At 72.9% G+C, this 15,057-nt stretch carries 12 protein-coding genes and 1 tRNA gene; 3 read left to right on the top strand and 10 right to left on the bottom strand.

Annotated features, from left to right (window positions below; translation table 11 throughout):
- The first annotated feature begins 37 nt into the window (after positions 1-37).
- A complete protein-coding gene (lat, locus tag AB0K05_RS22230; protein WP_364231243.1) occupies positions 38-1,318 on the top strand; it encodes an L-lysine 6-transaminase in 1,281 nt (426 codons plus the stop codon).
- Between the two features lie 57 nt (positions 1,319-1,375).
- Here the strand turns inward: lat and AB0K05_RS22235 are convergent, their stop codons facing one another.
- The 8 genes from AB0K05_RS22235 to AB0K05_RS22270 form a co-directional block, all read right to left on the bottom strand.
- Entirely contained in the window at positions 1,376-1,603 is a 228-nt protein-coding gene (locus tag AB0K05_RS22235) for a response regulator transcription factor (RefSeq protein ID WP_364231245.1), read from the bottom strand.
- A 156-nt stretch (positions 1,604-1,759) separates the two neighbouring features.
- A tRNA-His gene (locus AB0K05_RS22240) sits at positions 1,760-1,835 on the bottom strand.
- A 67-nt stretch (positions 1,836-1,902) separates the two neighbouring features.
- A complete protein-coding gene (gene orn, locus AB0K05_RS22245) occupies positions 1,903-2,496 on the bottom strand; it encodes an oligoribonuclease (protein ID WP_148029634.1) in 594 nt (197 codons plus the stop codon).
- A 70-nt stretch (positions 2,497-2,566) separates the two neighbouring features.
- Positions 2,567-3,877: a DUF2510 domain-containing protein gene (locus AB0K05_RS22250; RefSeq protein WP_364231248.1), complete on the bottom strand. Its 1,311-nt coding sequence runs from the start codon at positions 3,875-3,877 to the stop codon at positions 2,567-2,569.
- 37 nt (positions 3,878-3,914) lie between these two features.
- Positions 3,915-5,318 carry a hypothetical protein gene (locus tag AB0K05_RS22255; protein ID WP_364231250.1) on the bottom strand — a complete coding sequence of 468 codons (1,404 nt, stop codon included), beginning with the start codon at positions 5,316-5,318 and terminating at the stop codon, positions 3,915-3,917.
- Positions 5,319-5,437: 119 nt separating this feature from the next.
- Positions 5,438-6,976 (bottom strand): serine/threonine-protein kinase, encoded by a 1,539-nt coding sequence (locus AB0K05_RS22260; RefSeq protein ID WP_148029637.1) that lies wholly within the window; start codon positions 6,974-6,976, stop codon positions 5,438-5,440.
- 112 nt (positions 6,977-7,088) lie between these two features.
- Positions 7,089-9,455, bottom strand: a complete 2,367-nt coding sequence (locus AB0K05_RS22265) for a protein kinase (protein ID WP_364231252.1) — start codon at positions 9,453-9,455, stop codon at positions 7,089-7,091.
- 88 nt (positions 9,456-9,543) lie between these two features.
- Entirely contained in the window at positions 9,544-10,182 is a 639-nt protein-coding gene (locus AB0K05_RS22270) for a pyridoxamine 5'-phosphate oxidase family protein (protein ID WP_219543804.1), read from the bottom strand.
- A gap of 67 nt (positions 10,183-10,249) precedes the next feature.
- Here AB0K05_RS22270 and AB0K05_RS22275 point away from each other — a divergent pair, with 67 nt between their 5' ends.
- Positions 10,250-11,641, top strand: a complete 1,392-nt coding sequence (locus tag AB0K05_RS22275) for a PLP-dependent aminotransferase family protein (protein ID WP_364231255.1) — start codon at positions 10,250-10,252, stop codon at positions 11,639-11,641.
- Here the strand turns inward: AB0K05_RS22275 and AB0K05_RS22280 are convergent.
- Entirely contained in the window at positions 11,628-12,752 is a 1,125-nt protein-coding gene (locus tag AB0K05_RS22280) for a DegT/DnrJ/EryC1/StrS family aminotransferase (RefSeq protein ID WP_364231258.1), read from the bottom strand. The genes AB0K05_RS22275 and AB0K05_RS22280 overlap by 14 nt on opposite strands.
- Positions 12,749-13,831, bottom strand: coding sequence for a GNAT family N-acetyltransferase (locus AB0K05_RS22285; protein ID WP_261808347.1), 1,083 nt, complete (start codon positions 13,829-13,831; stop codon positions 12,749-12,751). Before AB0K05_RS22285 ends, AB0K05_RS22280 begins: the two co-directional genes overlap by 4 nt.
- Before the next feature lie 147 nt (positions 13,832-13,978).
- Here AB0K05_RS22285 and AB0K05_RS22290 point away from each other — a divergent pair, with 147 nt between their 5' ends.
- Positions 13,979-15,007, top strand: a complete 1,029-nt coding sequence (locus tag AB0K05_RS22290) for a phosphotransferase family protein (RefSeq protein WP_364231261.1) — start codon at positions 13,979-13,981, stop codon at positions 15,005-15,007.
- Positions 15,008-15,057 lie beyond the last annotated feature (50 nt).

Genomic DNA, 15,057 nt, shown 5'->3' on the forward strand with positions numbered 1-15,057 from the left:
GGAATATATGGCATGTCTGGCCGAATGCGGAGGAGACATGGACGTTCACGCCCGCCTTGCCCGCCACCTGCTCGTCGACGGATACAGGCTCGTACTCGACCTCGAACTCAGCCAGGGCTCGTGGCTCGTCGACGCCCGCGACGGCCGCCGCTACCTCGACTTCTACACGTTCTTCGCCTCCGCGCCGCTCGGCGTGAACCCGCCCTTCGACCCCGACTTCGCCCGCCTGCTCGGCCAGGTCGCCCGCAACAAGCCGGCCAACCCCGACATGTACACCGAGCACCTCGCCGACTTCGTCGACACCTTCACCCGGGTGCTCGGCGACCCCGCCCTGCCCCACCTGTTCTTCGTCGAGGGCGGCGCGCTGGCCGTGGAGAACGCGCTCAAGGTCGCCTTCGACTGGAAGAGCCGCCGCAACGAGGCCGCCGGTCGCCCGCGCGAGCTCGGCACCCGGGTCCTCCACCTCACCCAGGCCTTCCACGGCCGCAGCGGCTACACGCTGAGCCTGACCAACACCGATCCGGTCAAGACCGACCGGTTCCCCACCTTCGACTGGCCGCGCGTCGAGGTGCCCGCCATCCACGCCGGCGACGTCGAGGCGGCCGAGGAGCGCGCGCTGGCCCAGGCCCGCGCCGCCTTCGAGCGGCATCCGCACGACATCGCCTGCTTCATCGCCGAGCCCATCCAGGGCGAGGGCGGCGACAACCACATGCGGCCGGAGTTCCTGCGGGCCATGCAGGACCTGTGCCACGCGCACGACGCCCTGTTCGTCCTGGACGAGGTGCAGACGGGCGGCGGCACCACCGGCACCCCCTGGGCCTACCAGCAGCTCGGGCTGCAGCCGGACATCGTGGCCTTCGCCAAGAAGGTCCAGGTCGGCGGCATCATGGCGGGGCGGCGCGTGGACGAGGTGCCCGGCAACGTCTTCGAACGCAGCGGGCGGATCAACTCCACCTGGGGCGGCGGGCTGGTCGACATGGTGCGCAGCCGCGGCATCCTGGAGATCGTCGAACGCGACGGGCTCATCCCGCGGGCGGCCGCCCTCGGCACCACCATCCTGGAGCGGCTGACCAAGCTGGAGGCCGAGCACCCGGAGACCGTGTCCGGCGTCCGGGGGCGCGGGCTCATGTGCGCCTTCGACCTGCCGGCGCCGGCCGACAGGGACGCCCTGGTCACCCGGCTGCGCGAGGAGGCGGGAGTCCTGGTCCTGCCGTGCGGGCCCAGGTCGGTCCGCCTGCGCCCGGCGCTCAACATCCCGGAGCAGGACGTGGACCACGGCCTCACGGCCCTGTCCGCCCTCCTGGAGACGGCTCCGTAGCCACCTCTGTCCGAGCGCGCGCGCCTCAGGGGAGGGCGCGCACGCTCCGAAACGGGATCACTCCGTGGTACGGGACCGCCAGAGGCCGATGGCACGGACGCGGGAGTCCACGCCGAGCTTGGCATAGATGCGGTTGACGTGGTTCTTGACCGTTTTCTCGCTGAGAAACAGTTGCTGTGCGATCTGGCTGTTGGACTGTCCTGTCGCGATCAGGTCCATGACCTCGGCCTCACGCTTGCTCAAGGACGTGAACGCGCTGTCGAACGCTGCGTCGTCGACTCTCATCCGGCCTCCGGGGCGCGCAGACGGTCAGATCGCCGAGTCCCCCCAACCAACCGGCGTTAGCGGTAGACAGCGAGCATAACTCGCATTGACATGTTTTTGGGGAGTTGTCGGAAGAAAACGGCAACGGCCGGTCCCGAAGAACCGGCCGTTGCCCTCTGGGGTGAGTGAAGGGACTTGAACCCTCGACATCCAGGACCACAACCTGGCGCTCTGCCAACTGAGCTACACCCACCATCGCGCCGTCCGCAAGAACGGCACAGGAAGAGTGTAGCGGTGTTCGGGAGTCTTCACGCCACCCGTTAACCGCTGACACGCTCCGCGAGTGTCCGGGCCGTCGCCGAGTCAGGCCCGGGCTGGCCGACGAACACGGCAGCCCGATAGTAACGCAGCTCCCGGATGCTCTCCAGGATGTCGGCCAGAGCCCGGTGGCCGCCCTGCTTCTCGGGCGCGGCGAAGTAGACGCGGGGGTACCACCGCCGCGACAGCTCCTTGATCGACGACACGTCGACCATGCGGTAGTGGAGGTAGGCGTCGACCGCCGGCATGTCCCTGGCCAGGAACGTGCGGTCGGTGCCGATCGAGTTGCCGCACAGCGGAGCCTTCTTCGGCTCGGGGACGTGGCGCCGGATGTAGTCGAGCACCAGCGACTCGGCCTCGGCCAGCGTGACCCCGGTCGCCAGCTCCGGCAGCAGCCCCGACGCGGTGTGCATCTCGCGGACGACCCCCGACATCTGCTCCAGTGACTCCGGCGGCGGCTTGATGATCACATCCACGCCGCTGTCGAGCTGGTTGAGCTCGCTGTCGGTGACGATGCACGCCACCTCGACGAGCGCGTCGCGCCCGAGGTCGAGACCCGTCATCTCGCAGTCGATCCAGACCAGGGAATCACTCATGCGTACTCCTCGCCGCAGCGGCCCGGAGCGACCCGTCCGCCTGCTCATGCCACCAGCCTAGTGCCACTCGTCACGCGGGCTTGAGCGAGCTCACCACCTTGCCGACCACGTCGGTGCCGAGGTTGTCGGGCACCGAGACGTAGATGAGTCCCGGCCGCTCGCCCTCACCGCGGTCCATGAGCACGACCGCGCCGTTCTCCTTCTTCCACTGGTAGCCCTTCTCCTCGGAGATCTGGGTGAAGTCCATCTCGAACTGCACCAGCCAGGCGTCCCGGTCACCGATCTTGATCGCCTGGTCCTTGGCGATCTTGCTGGTGTGCTGGAGCGAGTAGTACCTGTTGTTGAAGTCGGCGTAGACCGCCTTGGCCGTCAGCCCGATCCCGGCGGCGCCGGGGTAGGGGTAGCGGTCGCTGAGCGCCCCGGTGAAGACGTTGCCGATCCAGTCGGACCGGCCGTCGAACTTCTCCTGCGAGATCTTCTGCACGCCGCTGCTCCACAGCTGGGCCCCCGGCTGGGTGCTGTTGATCGCGGACGCGCGCGGCACGTCCCAGGCGTCCGGCACCTCGTACGAGACCCCCAGCTTGGCGTCGGTGATGCGACCGTCCACCGGCTGCGGGAGCTCGGCGGAGCTCTGCGGCGGGTCGGTCGAGGGCGGGGGATCGGTCGAGGGCGCCGGGTCCGGGTCCTCGGTCTCCGCCGGCTCCTCGGTCTGGCTCTGGGACGTCGTCGGCGCGGCCGCCGGGTCACCGGTGCTGTTGACGAAGACGACGGCGGCCACCACGAGGAGGGCCACCACGAGCAGTGCCGCCGCCCCGCCGATGATCCACGGCATCGGGTTGCTCTGCTTGGGCGGCGGGCCGTAGCCGGGAGCGTCCCACGGCTGCTGCCCGTAGGAGCCCTGCTGTCCGTACGGGGCCTGCTGGCCGTACTGCTGCCCTCCCGGCTGCCCGTACGGGGCCTGCTGGCCGCCGGGATGCCCGAACGCGCCCTCCTGCGGACCCGACTGCCCGTAAGGACCGGACTGCCCGTACGGTCCAGACTGGCCGGAAGGCCCGGTCTGCCCGTACGGACCTGACTGGCCGGAAGGGGGCTGGCCCTGGGGCGCAGGCTGGCCGTAGGCGAGCGTGGGGTTGGCCCCCGCCGGCGGCCAGTCAGGCGGCCGGCTGCCGTGCTGCTGCTGCGGGCCGGAGGCCGGCTGGGGTCCTGAGGGCTGCTGGTGCGCCGGCCCCTGATCCGTCTGGCTCTGCTGCGTCGGGCCTCGATCCATCGGGCCCTGCTCCATTGGATGGGTGGCGTCGGTCCACTGGCTGCCGTCCCACCACCGCAGTTGCGGAGAGCCGTACGGGTCGGGGTACCAGCCCGCGGGGGTCTGCGAGGTCATGCACGTCAGCGTAGTAAACAACCGCTTTGGTGTGCATTCAGCACTTGTAGGTGAAGGTCGTCTTCGCGGTGCGGGCCGGGCCGGGAGAGAGCACCCGTAACGTGGCCGTGGCCTTGGCGGTGCGCTCGCCCTGGAGCCGCCACGTCAGGTCGACGTCGTAGGAGGTGGTGCCGGCCGTGGCGCGCAGGGTGCCCTCCTCGACGTCCTTGTCCAGGTTCATCCGCCACTCGTAGCGGATCTCGCCGGCCCCGCCGTTGGTGTCGATCCGGCCCGAGACGAACGCGTCGCTGTCGCAGCCCAGCGTCTTCTCCGACGTGGTGACGGTCACCTTCTCCACCGCCACGGGTGTGTCGTCCCCATCGCTGAGCCGCAGCCAGGCCAGGACCGCCCCGGCCATCACGGCCGCGAACACGAGCGCCGATACGATCGTCCGGCGGCGTCGCGCGCGCACCGCCCTGGCCCTGCCGTTCCGCGCGGGGGAGGCGCCCTCGCGCCAGATCCGCTGGGCCGTGGACTCCTGCCCCGCCGCGCCGACGCCCGGCCCGAACCGCATCGCCTCCCCGCCGCCGGGGCTGGGACTGGTGGTCGCCTGACCGGCGTGCGTGGTGCGGCCCGCGCTCTCGCGCCCCTGCGGGACGTGTAGCAGGGTGACGATGTCGCCCTCGTCGCGCTCCTGCCCGGCCGGGGCCGGCATGCCGTACGCGGCGGGCTGCGCGAACATCGACTGGCCGCGTGCCGCCTGCGCCAGCCGGTCACGGGTGATCATGCCGCCGGGCAGCACGTGCGACTCGGCGAGCAGGCCGCTCCTGGCCGCCGCCAGCCCGTGGGTGGTGGCCGCGGCCGCGGCCCGCTCGAACGCCGCCGCGGCCTGCGGCGCCCCGCGCTGGCAGGCGCCGGCGAGCCCGCGTGCCAGCGCCGCCCAGCCGGAGACGTCGCGGTCCGGCGGCGAGATCTCGCCCCGGATGGCGTCGGCCAGCCCGCGCTCCGACAGCAGCGCGGCGCCGTCGGCCGTGACCACGACGGTGCCCGGGTGCACCGAGCCGTGCGTCACCCCCGACGCGTGCAGCGCGAGCAGGGTCTGAGAGGTGTCGGCCAGCACCGCCGCCGCGCCGCCCGCCTCCACGGTGCCGGCCGCCAGCAGGCTCGCCAGGGTGGGCGTGACCGCCTGCGCGGTGAGCAGCCACACCTGCTCGCCGGCCGCCACCACGTCGGCGACCGGGATCAGCCCGCCGAGCCCGCCCATGACGAGCCGGCGGTCGGTCAGCACCGCCGACACCACCCGGTCGCGCACCCCGGGCAGCTCGATGATCCTGGAGTCGAACAGCAGCGCCCCGGCCCTGCGGCCGTCGGGCGAGATCGCGTCGATCCAGTTGCCCAGCTCGGTGATCCAGGTGTGCTCGGTCAGCCGGAACCCGGCGATCCCCTGTCTCGGATTGCTCATCGCCGTCTGCCCCCCCGGAGCGTCAGATCTTCCTGTGGTGACGCCCCGACTTGCGTCGCCTTACCGCCAGTTTGACGGGAACCGCACCGGACGTCACCCGTTCCGGTCGGTGCCGCTCCCTAGTCGATGATCACCGTGGGCGTGCTCCTGGGCGGCTCGCCGCCGGTCGGGCTCTCGGACGGGCTGGGCGTGGTCGGCGGTGTGGACGGCGTCCGCGTGGGTTGCCGCGTCGGCGTCTGCCGCGTGGGCGTGGCGGAGGGCTGCGTGGGCGCGGCGGTGCCCCGGTTGCCGGTGTCGGCCTTGCCGGACAGCCTGGTCTCCGGCGTCTCGGCCGGGGTGGACACCGGGGTCTTCACCGGGGTCCGGGTCGGCCGGGCCGTGGGCTTCCTGGTCCTGGTCGGCCGCACAGTCGGCCGCACCGTGGGGCGGGTCGTGGGACGGGTGGCCGTGGGCTGGGCGACGGGCGCGACGGACGTGGTCGGCTGCGGCGTCGTCGCCTCCGGCGTCGGCTCCTCGGGCGTCTCCGTCTCGACCGGCTCCAAGGTGTCGGTCTCCACCGGCTCGGCGCTGGAGGCCGACGGGGTGGGCGTGGCCGTGGTGGTCTGCGCGCGCAGGGCGGTGTCGCCCTTCCACGGGTTCACCAGCACCACCGCCACCGCGATCGCCACCCCGACGCAGGCCGTGGTGATCGCGGCCTTGGCGGACACCTTGCTCAGCAGCTTGGCCGGGCCTTCGAAGCGGGTCTCGGCCAGCGTGGTGACCGCCTCCGCCGGAGCCTCGGGCGGCACCGGCCAGAGCAGCAGGAGCAGGCCCGCCAGAGACGTCAGCCTCCGCCTGCCGCGCTCCTCCCAGTCGGTCCCGTACGCCTCGCGGGCGACGGTCTCCAGCTCCACCAGGAACGCCTCGGCGGACGCCGGCCGTTCTTCCGTGCGCTTGGCCAGGCCCTGCTCGACCAGGCCCTGCAGGGCCGGCGGCACCTCCTCGACGGGCGGCGGCGTGGCCTGGTGCTGGCGGGCCAGCGCGGCCAGGTTGGTCGCCCGGTAGGGGCGGGCGCCGGTCAGGCACTCGAAGAAGACCACCGTGGCCGCGTACACGTCGGTCGCGGGGGAGGCCGGCGCGCCCGACCACTGCTCCGGCGCCATGTACGGCGGCGTGCCGGCCGCGCTGGCGCCGATGCCGGCCGCCACGGCGATGCCGAAGTCGACCAGCTTGCTGGCGCCGTCGCCCTGGACGATCACGTTCTCCGGCTTGTAGTCACGGTGCACGATCCCCATCGCGTGCGCCGCGGCGAGCCCCTGTAAGGAGCCCTTGAGCACGGTCAGCGCGGCCTCGGGCCCCGTCGGGCCCTCCGAGCGGAGCAGCTCGCGCAGAGACACGCCGTTGACCAGCTCCATGACGATGGCCGCGCCGTGCCCAGTCTCGACGTAGTCGATCAGCCTGGCGTTGTGCGGGCTGCGCATCGCGCCCAGCAGCCTGGCCTCCTGGCGGAACCGGGCGACGAAGCCGACGTCGTCCCGCAGCCGGTCGGACAGGTACTTGATGGCGACTTCGGCCCCGTCGTGGTCGCGCGTGGCCAGGACCACCCGGCCGGCGGCGCCGGTGCCCAGCTCGCGGACCTCGGTGTAACCGGGGACCCCCCACCGCTCATCGCCGTTCATAGCGGTCTCCTCTACGGTCGTCCGGGCCCCCACCCTCAACAGACGGAGCGTAGCTTAACCGGCGTTTCACACCTACCGGCATCAGATATCCCGAAATTCGAAAGGGTGAGGTTCAGTCGATCTCCGGCTGTGGAGTCTCCGTCACCTCGGGTTCACAGTCCGGCAGCGTGCCGCCCCGCTGGGAGCCGCCGTTGCCCGCTCCCGGCCGGGTGCTCGCCCGTACCCGCCAGGAGGCCCCGCAGGGTGTCTTGACCGCGTATCGGATCGTCCTGGAGTACGAAGTCGCGCCGGACAACGTGAGCTGCCTCGTACCGGCGATCTTCCCGGCCTGGAACCCCACGACGAGGCGGACCGGCCGCGTGTCACCGGTTCTCACGGAGACCGTGGCGGTCAGCCCGCCCGCGTCGGCCACGGCGCGCACGACGGAGACGCTCCTGACCTCGATCGGGCAGACGACGTCGGCGCTGCCGGTGGCCGTCCGGCCCTTGGCGGTCACCCGCACCGTGACGGTGGCGCCGCACGGGCGGCTGCGGAAGGCGTGCCGGAACGTCGTGGTGTACGAGGTGCGCCCGGACGCCTCGGCCGACCGGGTGGCGACCTGGTCGCCGTTGACCGCGAAGGCCGCCGCCACCGGCACCTCGCCGGTGCCGCTGGTGCGCATGGACACGGTGGCTCTGGCGGTTGCGCCCGCCATGGCCAGCCTCACCCGCAGGCCGGTCACCTCGGTCGGGCAGGGCGGCACGCTCACGGTCGACGAACCGTTCCCGCCGCGTGCGGGCGGGTCGGAGACGACGGTGAGCGTGACGTCCTTGCCGCAGGGGCGCTCGCCCAGGTCGTGCGAGACGGTGCGGGTGTAGGTGCGGGCGTCGCCGAGCCGGATCCGCTCGGTGCGCACCTCCTCACCGGCGACGCGCCAGGTGGCGCGGGCGGTGATAGGGCCGGTGCCGGTGGCGTCGACGGTGAGCGCTCCCGCCGCGACGGCGCCCCGGACGGCCAGCCGGTTCACGACGAGCGAGGACACCGCGGTCAGGGGCGGCGCGCTCGTGACCGGGTCGCTCGGCGTCGACGTGCTCGCCGTCGGAGTCACCGTCGGAGTGGTCGTCGTCGGCGGGTCGGAAGAGGGCGGGGCGGAGGAGGGCGGGGCGCTGGTCGGCGGGTTCGAGGTGGGCGGGTCGCTGGTCGGAGGCTCGGAGGAAGGCGGGGTGCTGGCCGGCGGGGCGCCGGGGTCGTCCGTGGAGGTCGCGACCGGGTCGGGGCCCCCGGTGACGGCGGGGTCCGGCGACCCGCCCGTGGCGGTGGCCGGGGATCCCGGGTCGCCGATGACCGGCAGGCGGCCGAGCGCCGTGTCCTCCGGGGAGGGGCCCGCGGTGGGATCCCCGGAGGGCCGCGGAGTCACCGCCGGCGGCAGGGACGGGGTGGGCGACGGCGCTTCGGAGGGCGCGGCGGCCACGGGTTCGAGCCGCGTCGGCGTCTCCCTGTTGACGGCCACGACCACCACGGCGGCGGCCACCACGGCGGCCAGCCCGCCCGCCATGGCGACGCGCACCGCCTTGCGCGGCGCTGCCCTGAACACCGTGCGGGCCAGGGTGGTGGTCACCTGCGGGGCGGGCTCGGCGGGCTCGGGCAGCAGCAGCGCGAGCAGGAACACCAGCCCGGCCAGCCGCCGGCGGCCGCGCTCCTCCCAGTCGTCGCCGTAGGCGGCCCTGGCGACCTCCTCCACCTCGGCGACGAACGCCTCGGCGCCGGCGGGCCGGTCGGCGGGGCTCTTGGCCAGCCCGCGCCGGATCAGCTCGCGCACCGGCTCGGGCGCGTCGTCCACCGGAACCGGGGCGTGCAGGTGCTGGTAGCCCAGCACGCTCGGCTCCGGCGAGCGGTAGGGCCGGTGGCCCGTCAGGCACTCGAAGAACACGGCCGTGGCCGCGTACACGTCGGTCGCCGGGGTGGCGGGCTCGCCCGACCACAGCTCCGGCGCCATGTAGGGCGGGGTGCCCTCGGCCCGGGTGGCCTGACCCTGCTTGACGGCGATGCCGAAGTCGACGAGCTTGCTGTGGCCGTCGTCGCGGACGATCACGTTCTCCGGCTTGTAGTCGCGGTGGACCAGGCCGAGCGCGTGCGCCCCGGCCAGGCCGAGCAGCGAGCCCTTGAGGACGACCAGCGCCGCCTCCGCGCCGGTCGGGCCGCTCTCGCGCAGCAGCGCGCGCAGCGGGACGCCGTTGACCAGCTCCATGACGATGGCGGCGCCCTGCGGATCCTGGATGTACTCCCACAGCGTGGCGACGTTCGGGTCGCGCAGCGTGGTCAGCAGCCGCGCCTCGGAGCGGAACCTGCCCAGCGCGGCCGGATCATGTCGCAACCTCTCGGAGAGGTACTTGATCGCGACCTTGACGCCGGTCTCCTCGTGCGCGGCCAGCACGACACGGCCGCTGGCGCCCGCGCCGAGCTGCGTGATCTCCGTGTAGCCGGGTGCGCTCCACTCCATTTGTCCGCCTCTTTAACCAGGGTCGGCCCACCAGTTGAGACGCGTGATCTAGGGAAGGAGTTTGCCAGGTGCGCCCCTGTTCATGGAACTACTTTCTGTCACTGATGTGAACCGGTATGCCGATCCCGTCTGCGAGCGCCGGGTCGGGCAGCGGCTCGCCCCAGGCGGTGACGAGCGGGAGCACCCCCGCCCACATGGGCAGCGCGTAGTCGGCGTCCTCGTCGCTCGGCGCCCCACGGCGGATCTTGACCGACGCCTCGTCCAGCGGCAGGGCGAGCACGGCGGTGGCGGCCAGCTCCTTGCGGTCCGGCGGCCGGGCGTAGTCCCACTGGCCCGGCGCGAGCTGCTCGGTCAGCGCGCGCAGGCCGGCCATCCGCTCCTCCTCGTCCGTCACCAGCCTGGCCTGGCCGTAGACGATCGCGGAGCGGTAGTTGACGGAGTGGTGGAAGACCGACCTGGCCAGCACGATGCCGTCGAGGTGGGTCACCGTCACGCACACCTCGCCGCCGGCCGCCGCGCGGAGCGACCTGGCCCCCGTCGACCCGTGCAGGTAGAGGGTGTCGCCGACGCGCCCGTAGCCGGTGGGCACCACCATCGGGTAACCGTCGGCCACCACGCCCAGGTGGCAGATCAGACCCGCGTCGAGGATCTCGTACAGATCGTTCCTGTCGGTGCTGCCACGCTCCTTCGAGCGGCCCAGCCGGGTGCGAGCGGTGGAGGAGAGCATGCGTCGACCGTAGCCGCGAAGTGGACCTATCCTGGAGAGCCACTATCAACGCCTTCCCGGAGACCACTTGCGCGCCCTCGTCGACCTCCCGATCTCCCTGTCCAGGGAGTCCGACGTGCCGCTGACCGTCCAGCTCACGGGCCGGCTGCGCGACGCCATGCTCTCGGGCGCGCTCGCGACCGGCGAGCGGCTGCCGTCCTCGCGCGGGCTGGCCGCCCAGCTCGGGGTCAGCCGCACCGTGGTGACCGAGGCCTACCAGCAGCTCTACGCCGAGGGCTGGCTGGAGGGGCGGCACGGCTCCGGCACGTTCGTGGCCTCGATGGAGACACCGCCCGGCGCCAACGGGGCCGCCGCCGCGCAGGCGCCCGCCCCGAAGATGGCGCGGCGGGCGGTGCCGGGCGACCACGTGATCAACCTGTCGCCCGGCCGCCCCTGGGTGCGCGACTACGACGTGGCCGCCTGGAAGCGGGCCTGGCGCAAGGCCGCCGACCTGCCGCCGGGCGACTATCCCGACCCCTACGGCCTGCCCAGGCTCAGGGAGCTCCTCGCCGATCACCTGCGCAGGGCCAGGGCGGTGGCCGTCGGGCCGGAGAACATCCTGGTCACCCGCGGCACCGGCAACGGCCTCGACCTGTGCGCGCAGGCGCTGCTCGGCGCGGGCACCCGCGCGGGCGTCGAGGACCCGGGCTACCACGTGGCCCGCACGGTGTTCGCCGCCAGGGGAGCGGAGGTGGTGGCCTGCCCCGTGGACGAGGACGGCGTGATCGTCGACGACCTGCCCGCCGGGCTGCGCGTGCTCTACACGACCCCCGCCCACCAGTACCCGCTGGGCGGGCGGCTGCCGATCCCGCGCCGCGAGCGGCTGCTGGCGTGGGCCAGGCGCACCGGCGCCACGGTGGTGGAGGACGACTACGACGCCGAGTTCCGCTACGACGTCGCCCCGCTGCCCGCCCTCTACGGCCTCGACCCGTCGCGGGTGGTGCTGCTCGGCACGCTCTCGAAGTCGCTGGCGCCGGACGTCGGGGTCGGCTGGCTGGTCGGCACGCCCGAGCTGCTCGACAGGATCGCCATCATCCGCCGCGCCGTCTCCGACCGCACCAGCGGGCCGGTGCAGCAGGCGGTGGCGACCCTGCTGGAGCGCGGCGACCTCGACCGCCACCTGCGCAGGATGCGCCTGGAGTACGCGCGCAGGCGCGCCGTGGTGGTGGAGTCGCTGGGCCCGGTCTGCCGCCTGCGCGGCGACACGGCCGGGCTGCACGTGCTGGCCGAGCTGCCGCCGGGGCTGGCCCCCCGCGTCATGGAACGTGCCGCGGAGCGAGGGGTGCTGCTCGACACGGCCGAACGCCATCATCACGGGGTCGAGCGGGTGCACGGCCTGGTCATCGGGTACGGTTCCGCCTCGCTCGCGCAGGTGCGGCGGGGCTGCCAGATCCTGGCCGAGCTGATCAGGGAAGGCTGAACGCCGGGGCGGCCTCCAGCTCGCGCAGCAGCGGCAGCGCCCGGCGCGCGTACAGCGGGTCGACCGGCAGCACGTGCCGGGCCCACCAGCGGGCCGGCGTCGGGTCGGGCGAGGGCTTGGTGAGACCCGGCGCGTAGTCGTCGTACGGCGGGTCGTAGAGATAGCCGGTCGCCACCCCGCGCCGCTCCAGCTCGGCGATGGCGGCGTCGCGGTCGCGCACCAGCAGCGGCACCCTGAACAACGGCTGGTCGAGGTGGTCGCGCACGGCGGGGGCGGCGATCGGCAACGACGCGAGCAGGGCGACCCCGGCCAGCCTGCGCTCGCGTTCGCGCGGCACCTTGGCCACCCGCCTGATCTGGTACCACCGGGACACCCGGCCCCTGGCGGCGCGGTAGTCGTGCAGGTCGGCCCGGACCCACGGGTCGAACGACGGCAGCGAGGGCGCCCGCGGCAGCGCCTCGGCCAGCTCGCGGGCCATCAGCGCGATGCGGTAGCCCTCGCGCTCCTCCTGCAGGCCCAGCGCCCGCATCAGCCACAGCGCCGGGCGCACCAGGTCGAGCCGGAGCGCCGCCTGGCGGGCCATCGAGGTGGCCACGGCGAACAGCTCCGCGCGCAGCGACCCCGGCCGCAGCAGGGCGTCGCGGGCCTGCTCCAGCGACTTCAGGTCGGCGCGTTCCGCCACGGCCAGCACCCCGCCCGAGCCGGCGGCGGCGTGCTTGCCCAGGCTGAACACCCCGGCCAGGCCGAACGTGCCGAGCGGCCGGCCGCCGACCGAGGTCTCCATCGCGTGGGCCACGTCCTCGACGAGCACCTTCCCGGTGAACGCCGTCACCTGGTCGGGCAGCCCGTACAGATTGGTCGTCAGGACCGCGTCCACGGAGGAGAGGTCGGCGCGGGCGACGTCGATGTTGCCGTCGCGCGGCGACAGCGGCGCGATCACCGGGCACAGGCCGGCGGCGAGCACCAGGAAGAGGATCTCGTCGGCGGAGACCGGCGACATGAGCAACCGCTGGCCGGGCGAGCACCAGTGGCGCAGCGCCAGGTAGAGACCGAGCCGGTTGGAGGGGAGGAGCAGGCAGTGGCGGCCGGTGCGCTCCTCCAGGAACCTCATCCGGCCATCCTGGCCCGCAACCGGCCGTAGGTCTTCAGCGCCTTGTCCGCGGTCCTGTGGAGCACCGGATGGGCCAGCACGGTGGCCCTGGCCCTGCGCGCGGGCACCCGCATCATCCAGTGGACGCCGGCCGGGAGGCCGGGCCTGGCGAGCCGGCCCTCCGCGACGGAGAGCTCGCCGGTCTTGAGCTTCTCCTTGTACTCCTTGGCGCCCCGGCCCATGTCGATCAGCTCGATGCCGGCGGCGGCGGCCTTCTCGGCCATCGCCAGGTGCTGGATGAGGCCGGGGGAGTACTTGGCGAAGGCGGTGTCGTAGGCGGGGAACCAGCCGGCCAGGGTGGTGCGGGTGCGGACGCCGAAGTGGCCGGCCACCGGCCGGTCGCCGACGTAGACCATGTCGAGCACGCCGGCGAAGCTCTCGCCGCGGGTCGCCTGCAGCCGCTCCACCAGCTCGACGATCCACCGGTGGGAGAACCGGTCGGTGCGGCCGGTGCGGCGGTACTGGTCGGTCTTCCAGTTGAGCAGCGTGTGGAGCGGTCCCGGGTCGGTGATCGCGAACTCGTGGCGCACCTCACCGGCCTCGCGCCCGAGCTTGCGCTCCTTGGCCAGCGTCGTCTTGTAGGTCTTCCCGGAGTTGGCCCGCAGGAACTCGGTGTAGGGGCCGTAGCCGTCGCTCAGGTCGATGACCGGCGACGGATAGGTCTCGTAGGTGGCGCCCAGCAGGGGCTGCCCGATCACCAGGTGGTCGAACTCGTAGACGCTGAGCCCGCACTTGCGCAGCAGCTTGAACGGGTCGATCTCGAGGTCCTTGGCGTAGATCATGCCCTGGGCGTCGGTCAGACCCGCGGCCACCGGTTTACCGATGCCCAGCGGGTGTCGCTCGAATGGGAAGAATCCGACGATCTCCGGCCCGTCGTGGATCACCGCGACCCGCACGGCGTCGCGCAGCTCACCGACGGTGAGCGTGAACTCCGGAGACAGGAAGGGGTTGTCGAACGCCGTGTCGCTTTCCTGCAAAGCACGCCAGCGGCTGATTTCGGCGTCTCCCAGCTCTCTGGGATGAGCGAGGGTGACCTGCACTGGGCTCCTACTGTCGACATGCCTCGGGGCGGCAGACATGTGGAAACTCAGCTTAAAGGATCGGTGTGTCGCCTGTTCTCGCAGGTGCGGAACGTTACGCAACTCCCAGGTGGTTTTCAGAACCGAATAACGTTCTAATATCAGACCATGACCGTACCTGGGATCGACCGGCCCCGGCTGTTCGCCTGGATGGGCCGCCACGCGCCCGACGCCGGTGAGCCGCTGTCCGTCTCGCTCATCTCCGGGGGCAGGTCCAACCTGACCTACCTCATCGAGACCGGCGAACGCCGCGTGGTGCTGCGCCGGCCCCCGCTCGGCCACGTGCTGCCCACCGCGCACGACATGGCACGCGAGTGGCGCGTCATCTCCGCGCTGGCGCCGACCCCGGTGCCCGTGCCCGGCCCGGTCGCGTTCTGCGCGGACGAGGACGTCATCGGCGCGCCGTTCTACCTCATGGAGTACGTGGAAGGCGCCGCCGTGCGCGGCCGGGAGGAACTCGGCGACCTGCCGCCGGAGGGGACCAGGAGGCTGAGCGAGCGGCTGGCCGAGGTGCTGGCCGCCATCCACGCCGTCGACTACCGGGAGGCGGGGCTGGACGGCTTCGGCCGTCCTGACGGCTACCTGGCCCGGCAGGTCGAGCGCTGGTGCAAGCAGTGGGAGCGGTCGAAGACGGAGGAACGGCCCGACTTCGACCGCCTGGCGGAGCGGCTGCGCCGGAGACTGCCCGCACACTCGGACGGCACGCTCGTGCACGGCGACTACCGGCTCGACAACACGCTGGTGCGGCTCGGCCCGGAGCCGGAGATCCGCGCGGTCGTCGACTGGGAGATGTCGACCCTCGGCGACCCCCTCGCCGACCTCGGGCTCACGCTCACGTACTGGCAGGACGCCGGGGACGAGGAACGGGCCGGGATCCCGGTCGCCGGGGACGTGACGGCCGCGCCCGGCTTCCTGAACGCCGCCGAGTTCGCCGCCCACTACGCGAAGGTCTCCGGCCGCGACACCGCCGAACTGGGCTTCTACGTCGCGCTCGGCAACTTCAAGCTCGCGGTCATCGTGGAGGGTATCCACGCCCGCTTCCGCCAGGGTAAGACCGTGGGGGAGGGGTTCGAGCGCATCGGCGGCGCCGTGCCCACCCTGATCGCCCGCGCGCACCGCATGCTCGGCCCGTCCTGACCGCCGGCCACGCCTGACCCGACGCCAGTCACACCCACCGCCCTGAGGAG

The organism is Nonomuraea sp. NPDC049486, assembly GCF_040676925.1.
Classification (GTDB): domain Bacteria; phylum Actinomycetota; class Actinomycetes; order Streptosporangiales; family Streptosporangiaceae; genus Nonomuraea; species Nonomuraea ferruginea.

Coding starts and splice junctions, on each gene's coding strand:
- AB0K05_RS22290 (WP_364231261.1), top strand. CDS start 13,979: ATGACCGTACCTGGGATCGACCGGCCCCGGCTGTTCGCCTGGATGGGC.
- AB0K05_RS22250 (WP_364231248.1), bottom strand. CDS start 3,877: ATGACCTCGCAGACCCCCGCGGGCTGGTACCCCGACCCGTACGGCTCT.
- AB0K05_RS22265 (WP_364231252.1), bottom strand. CDS start 9,455: ATGGAGTGGAGCGCACCCGGCTACACGGAGATCACGCAGCTCGGCGCG.
- AB0K05_RS22235 (WP_364231245.1), bottom strand. CDS start 1,603: ATGAGAGTCGACGACGCAGCGTTCGACAGCGCGTTCACGTCCTTGAGC.
- orn (WP_148029634.1), bottom strand. CDS start 2,496: ATGAGTGATTCCCTGGTCTGGATCGACTGCGAGATGACGGGTCTCGAC.
- AB0K05_RS22255 (WP_364231250.1), bottom strand. CDS start 5,318: ATGAGCAATCCGAGACAGGGGATCGCCGGGTTCCGGCTGACCGAGCAC.
- lat (WP_364231243.1), top strand. CDS start 38: ATGGACGTTCACGCCCGCCTTGCCCGCCACCTGCTCGTCGACGGATAC.
- AB0K05_RS22280 (WP_364231258.1), bottom strand. CDS start 12,752: ATGAGGTTCCTGGAGGAGCGCACCGGCCGCCACTGCCTGCTCCTCCCC.
- AB0K05_RS22260 (WP_148029637.1), bottom strand. CDS start 6,976: ATGAACGGCGATGAGCGGTGGGGGGTCCCCGGTTACACCGAGGTCCGC.
- AB0K05_RS22270 (WP_219543804.1), bottom strand. CDS start 10,182: ATGCTCTCCTCCACCGCTCGCACCCGGCTGGGCCGCTCGAAGGAGCGT.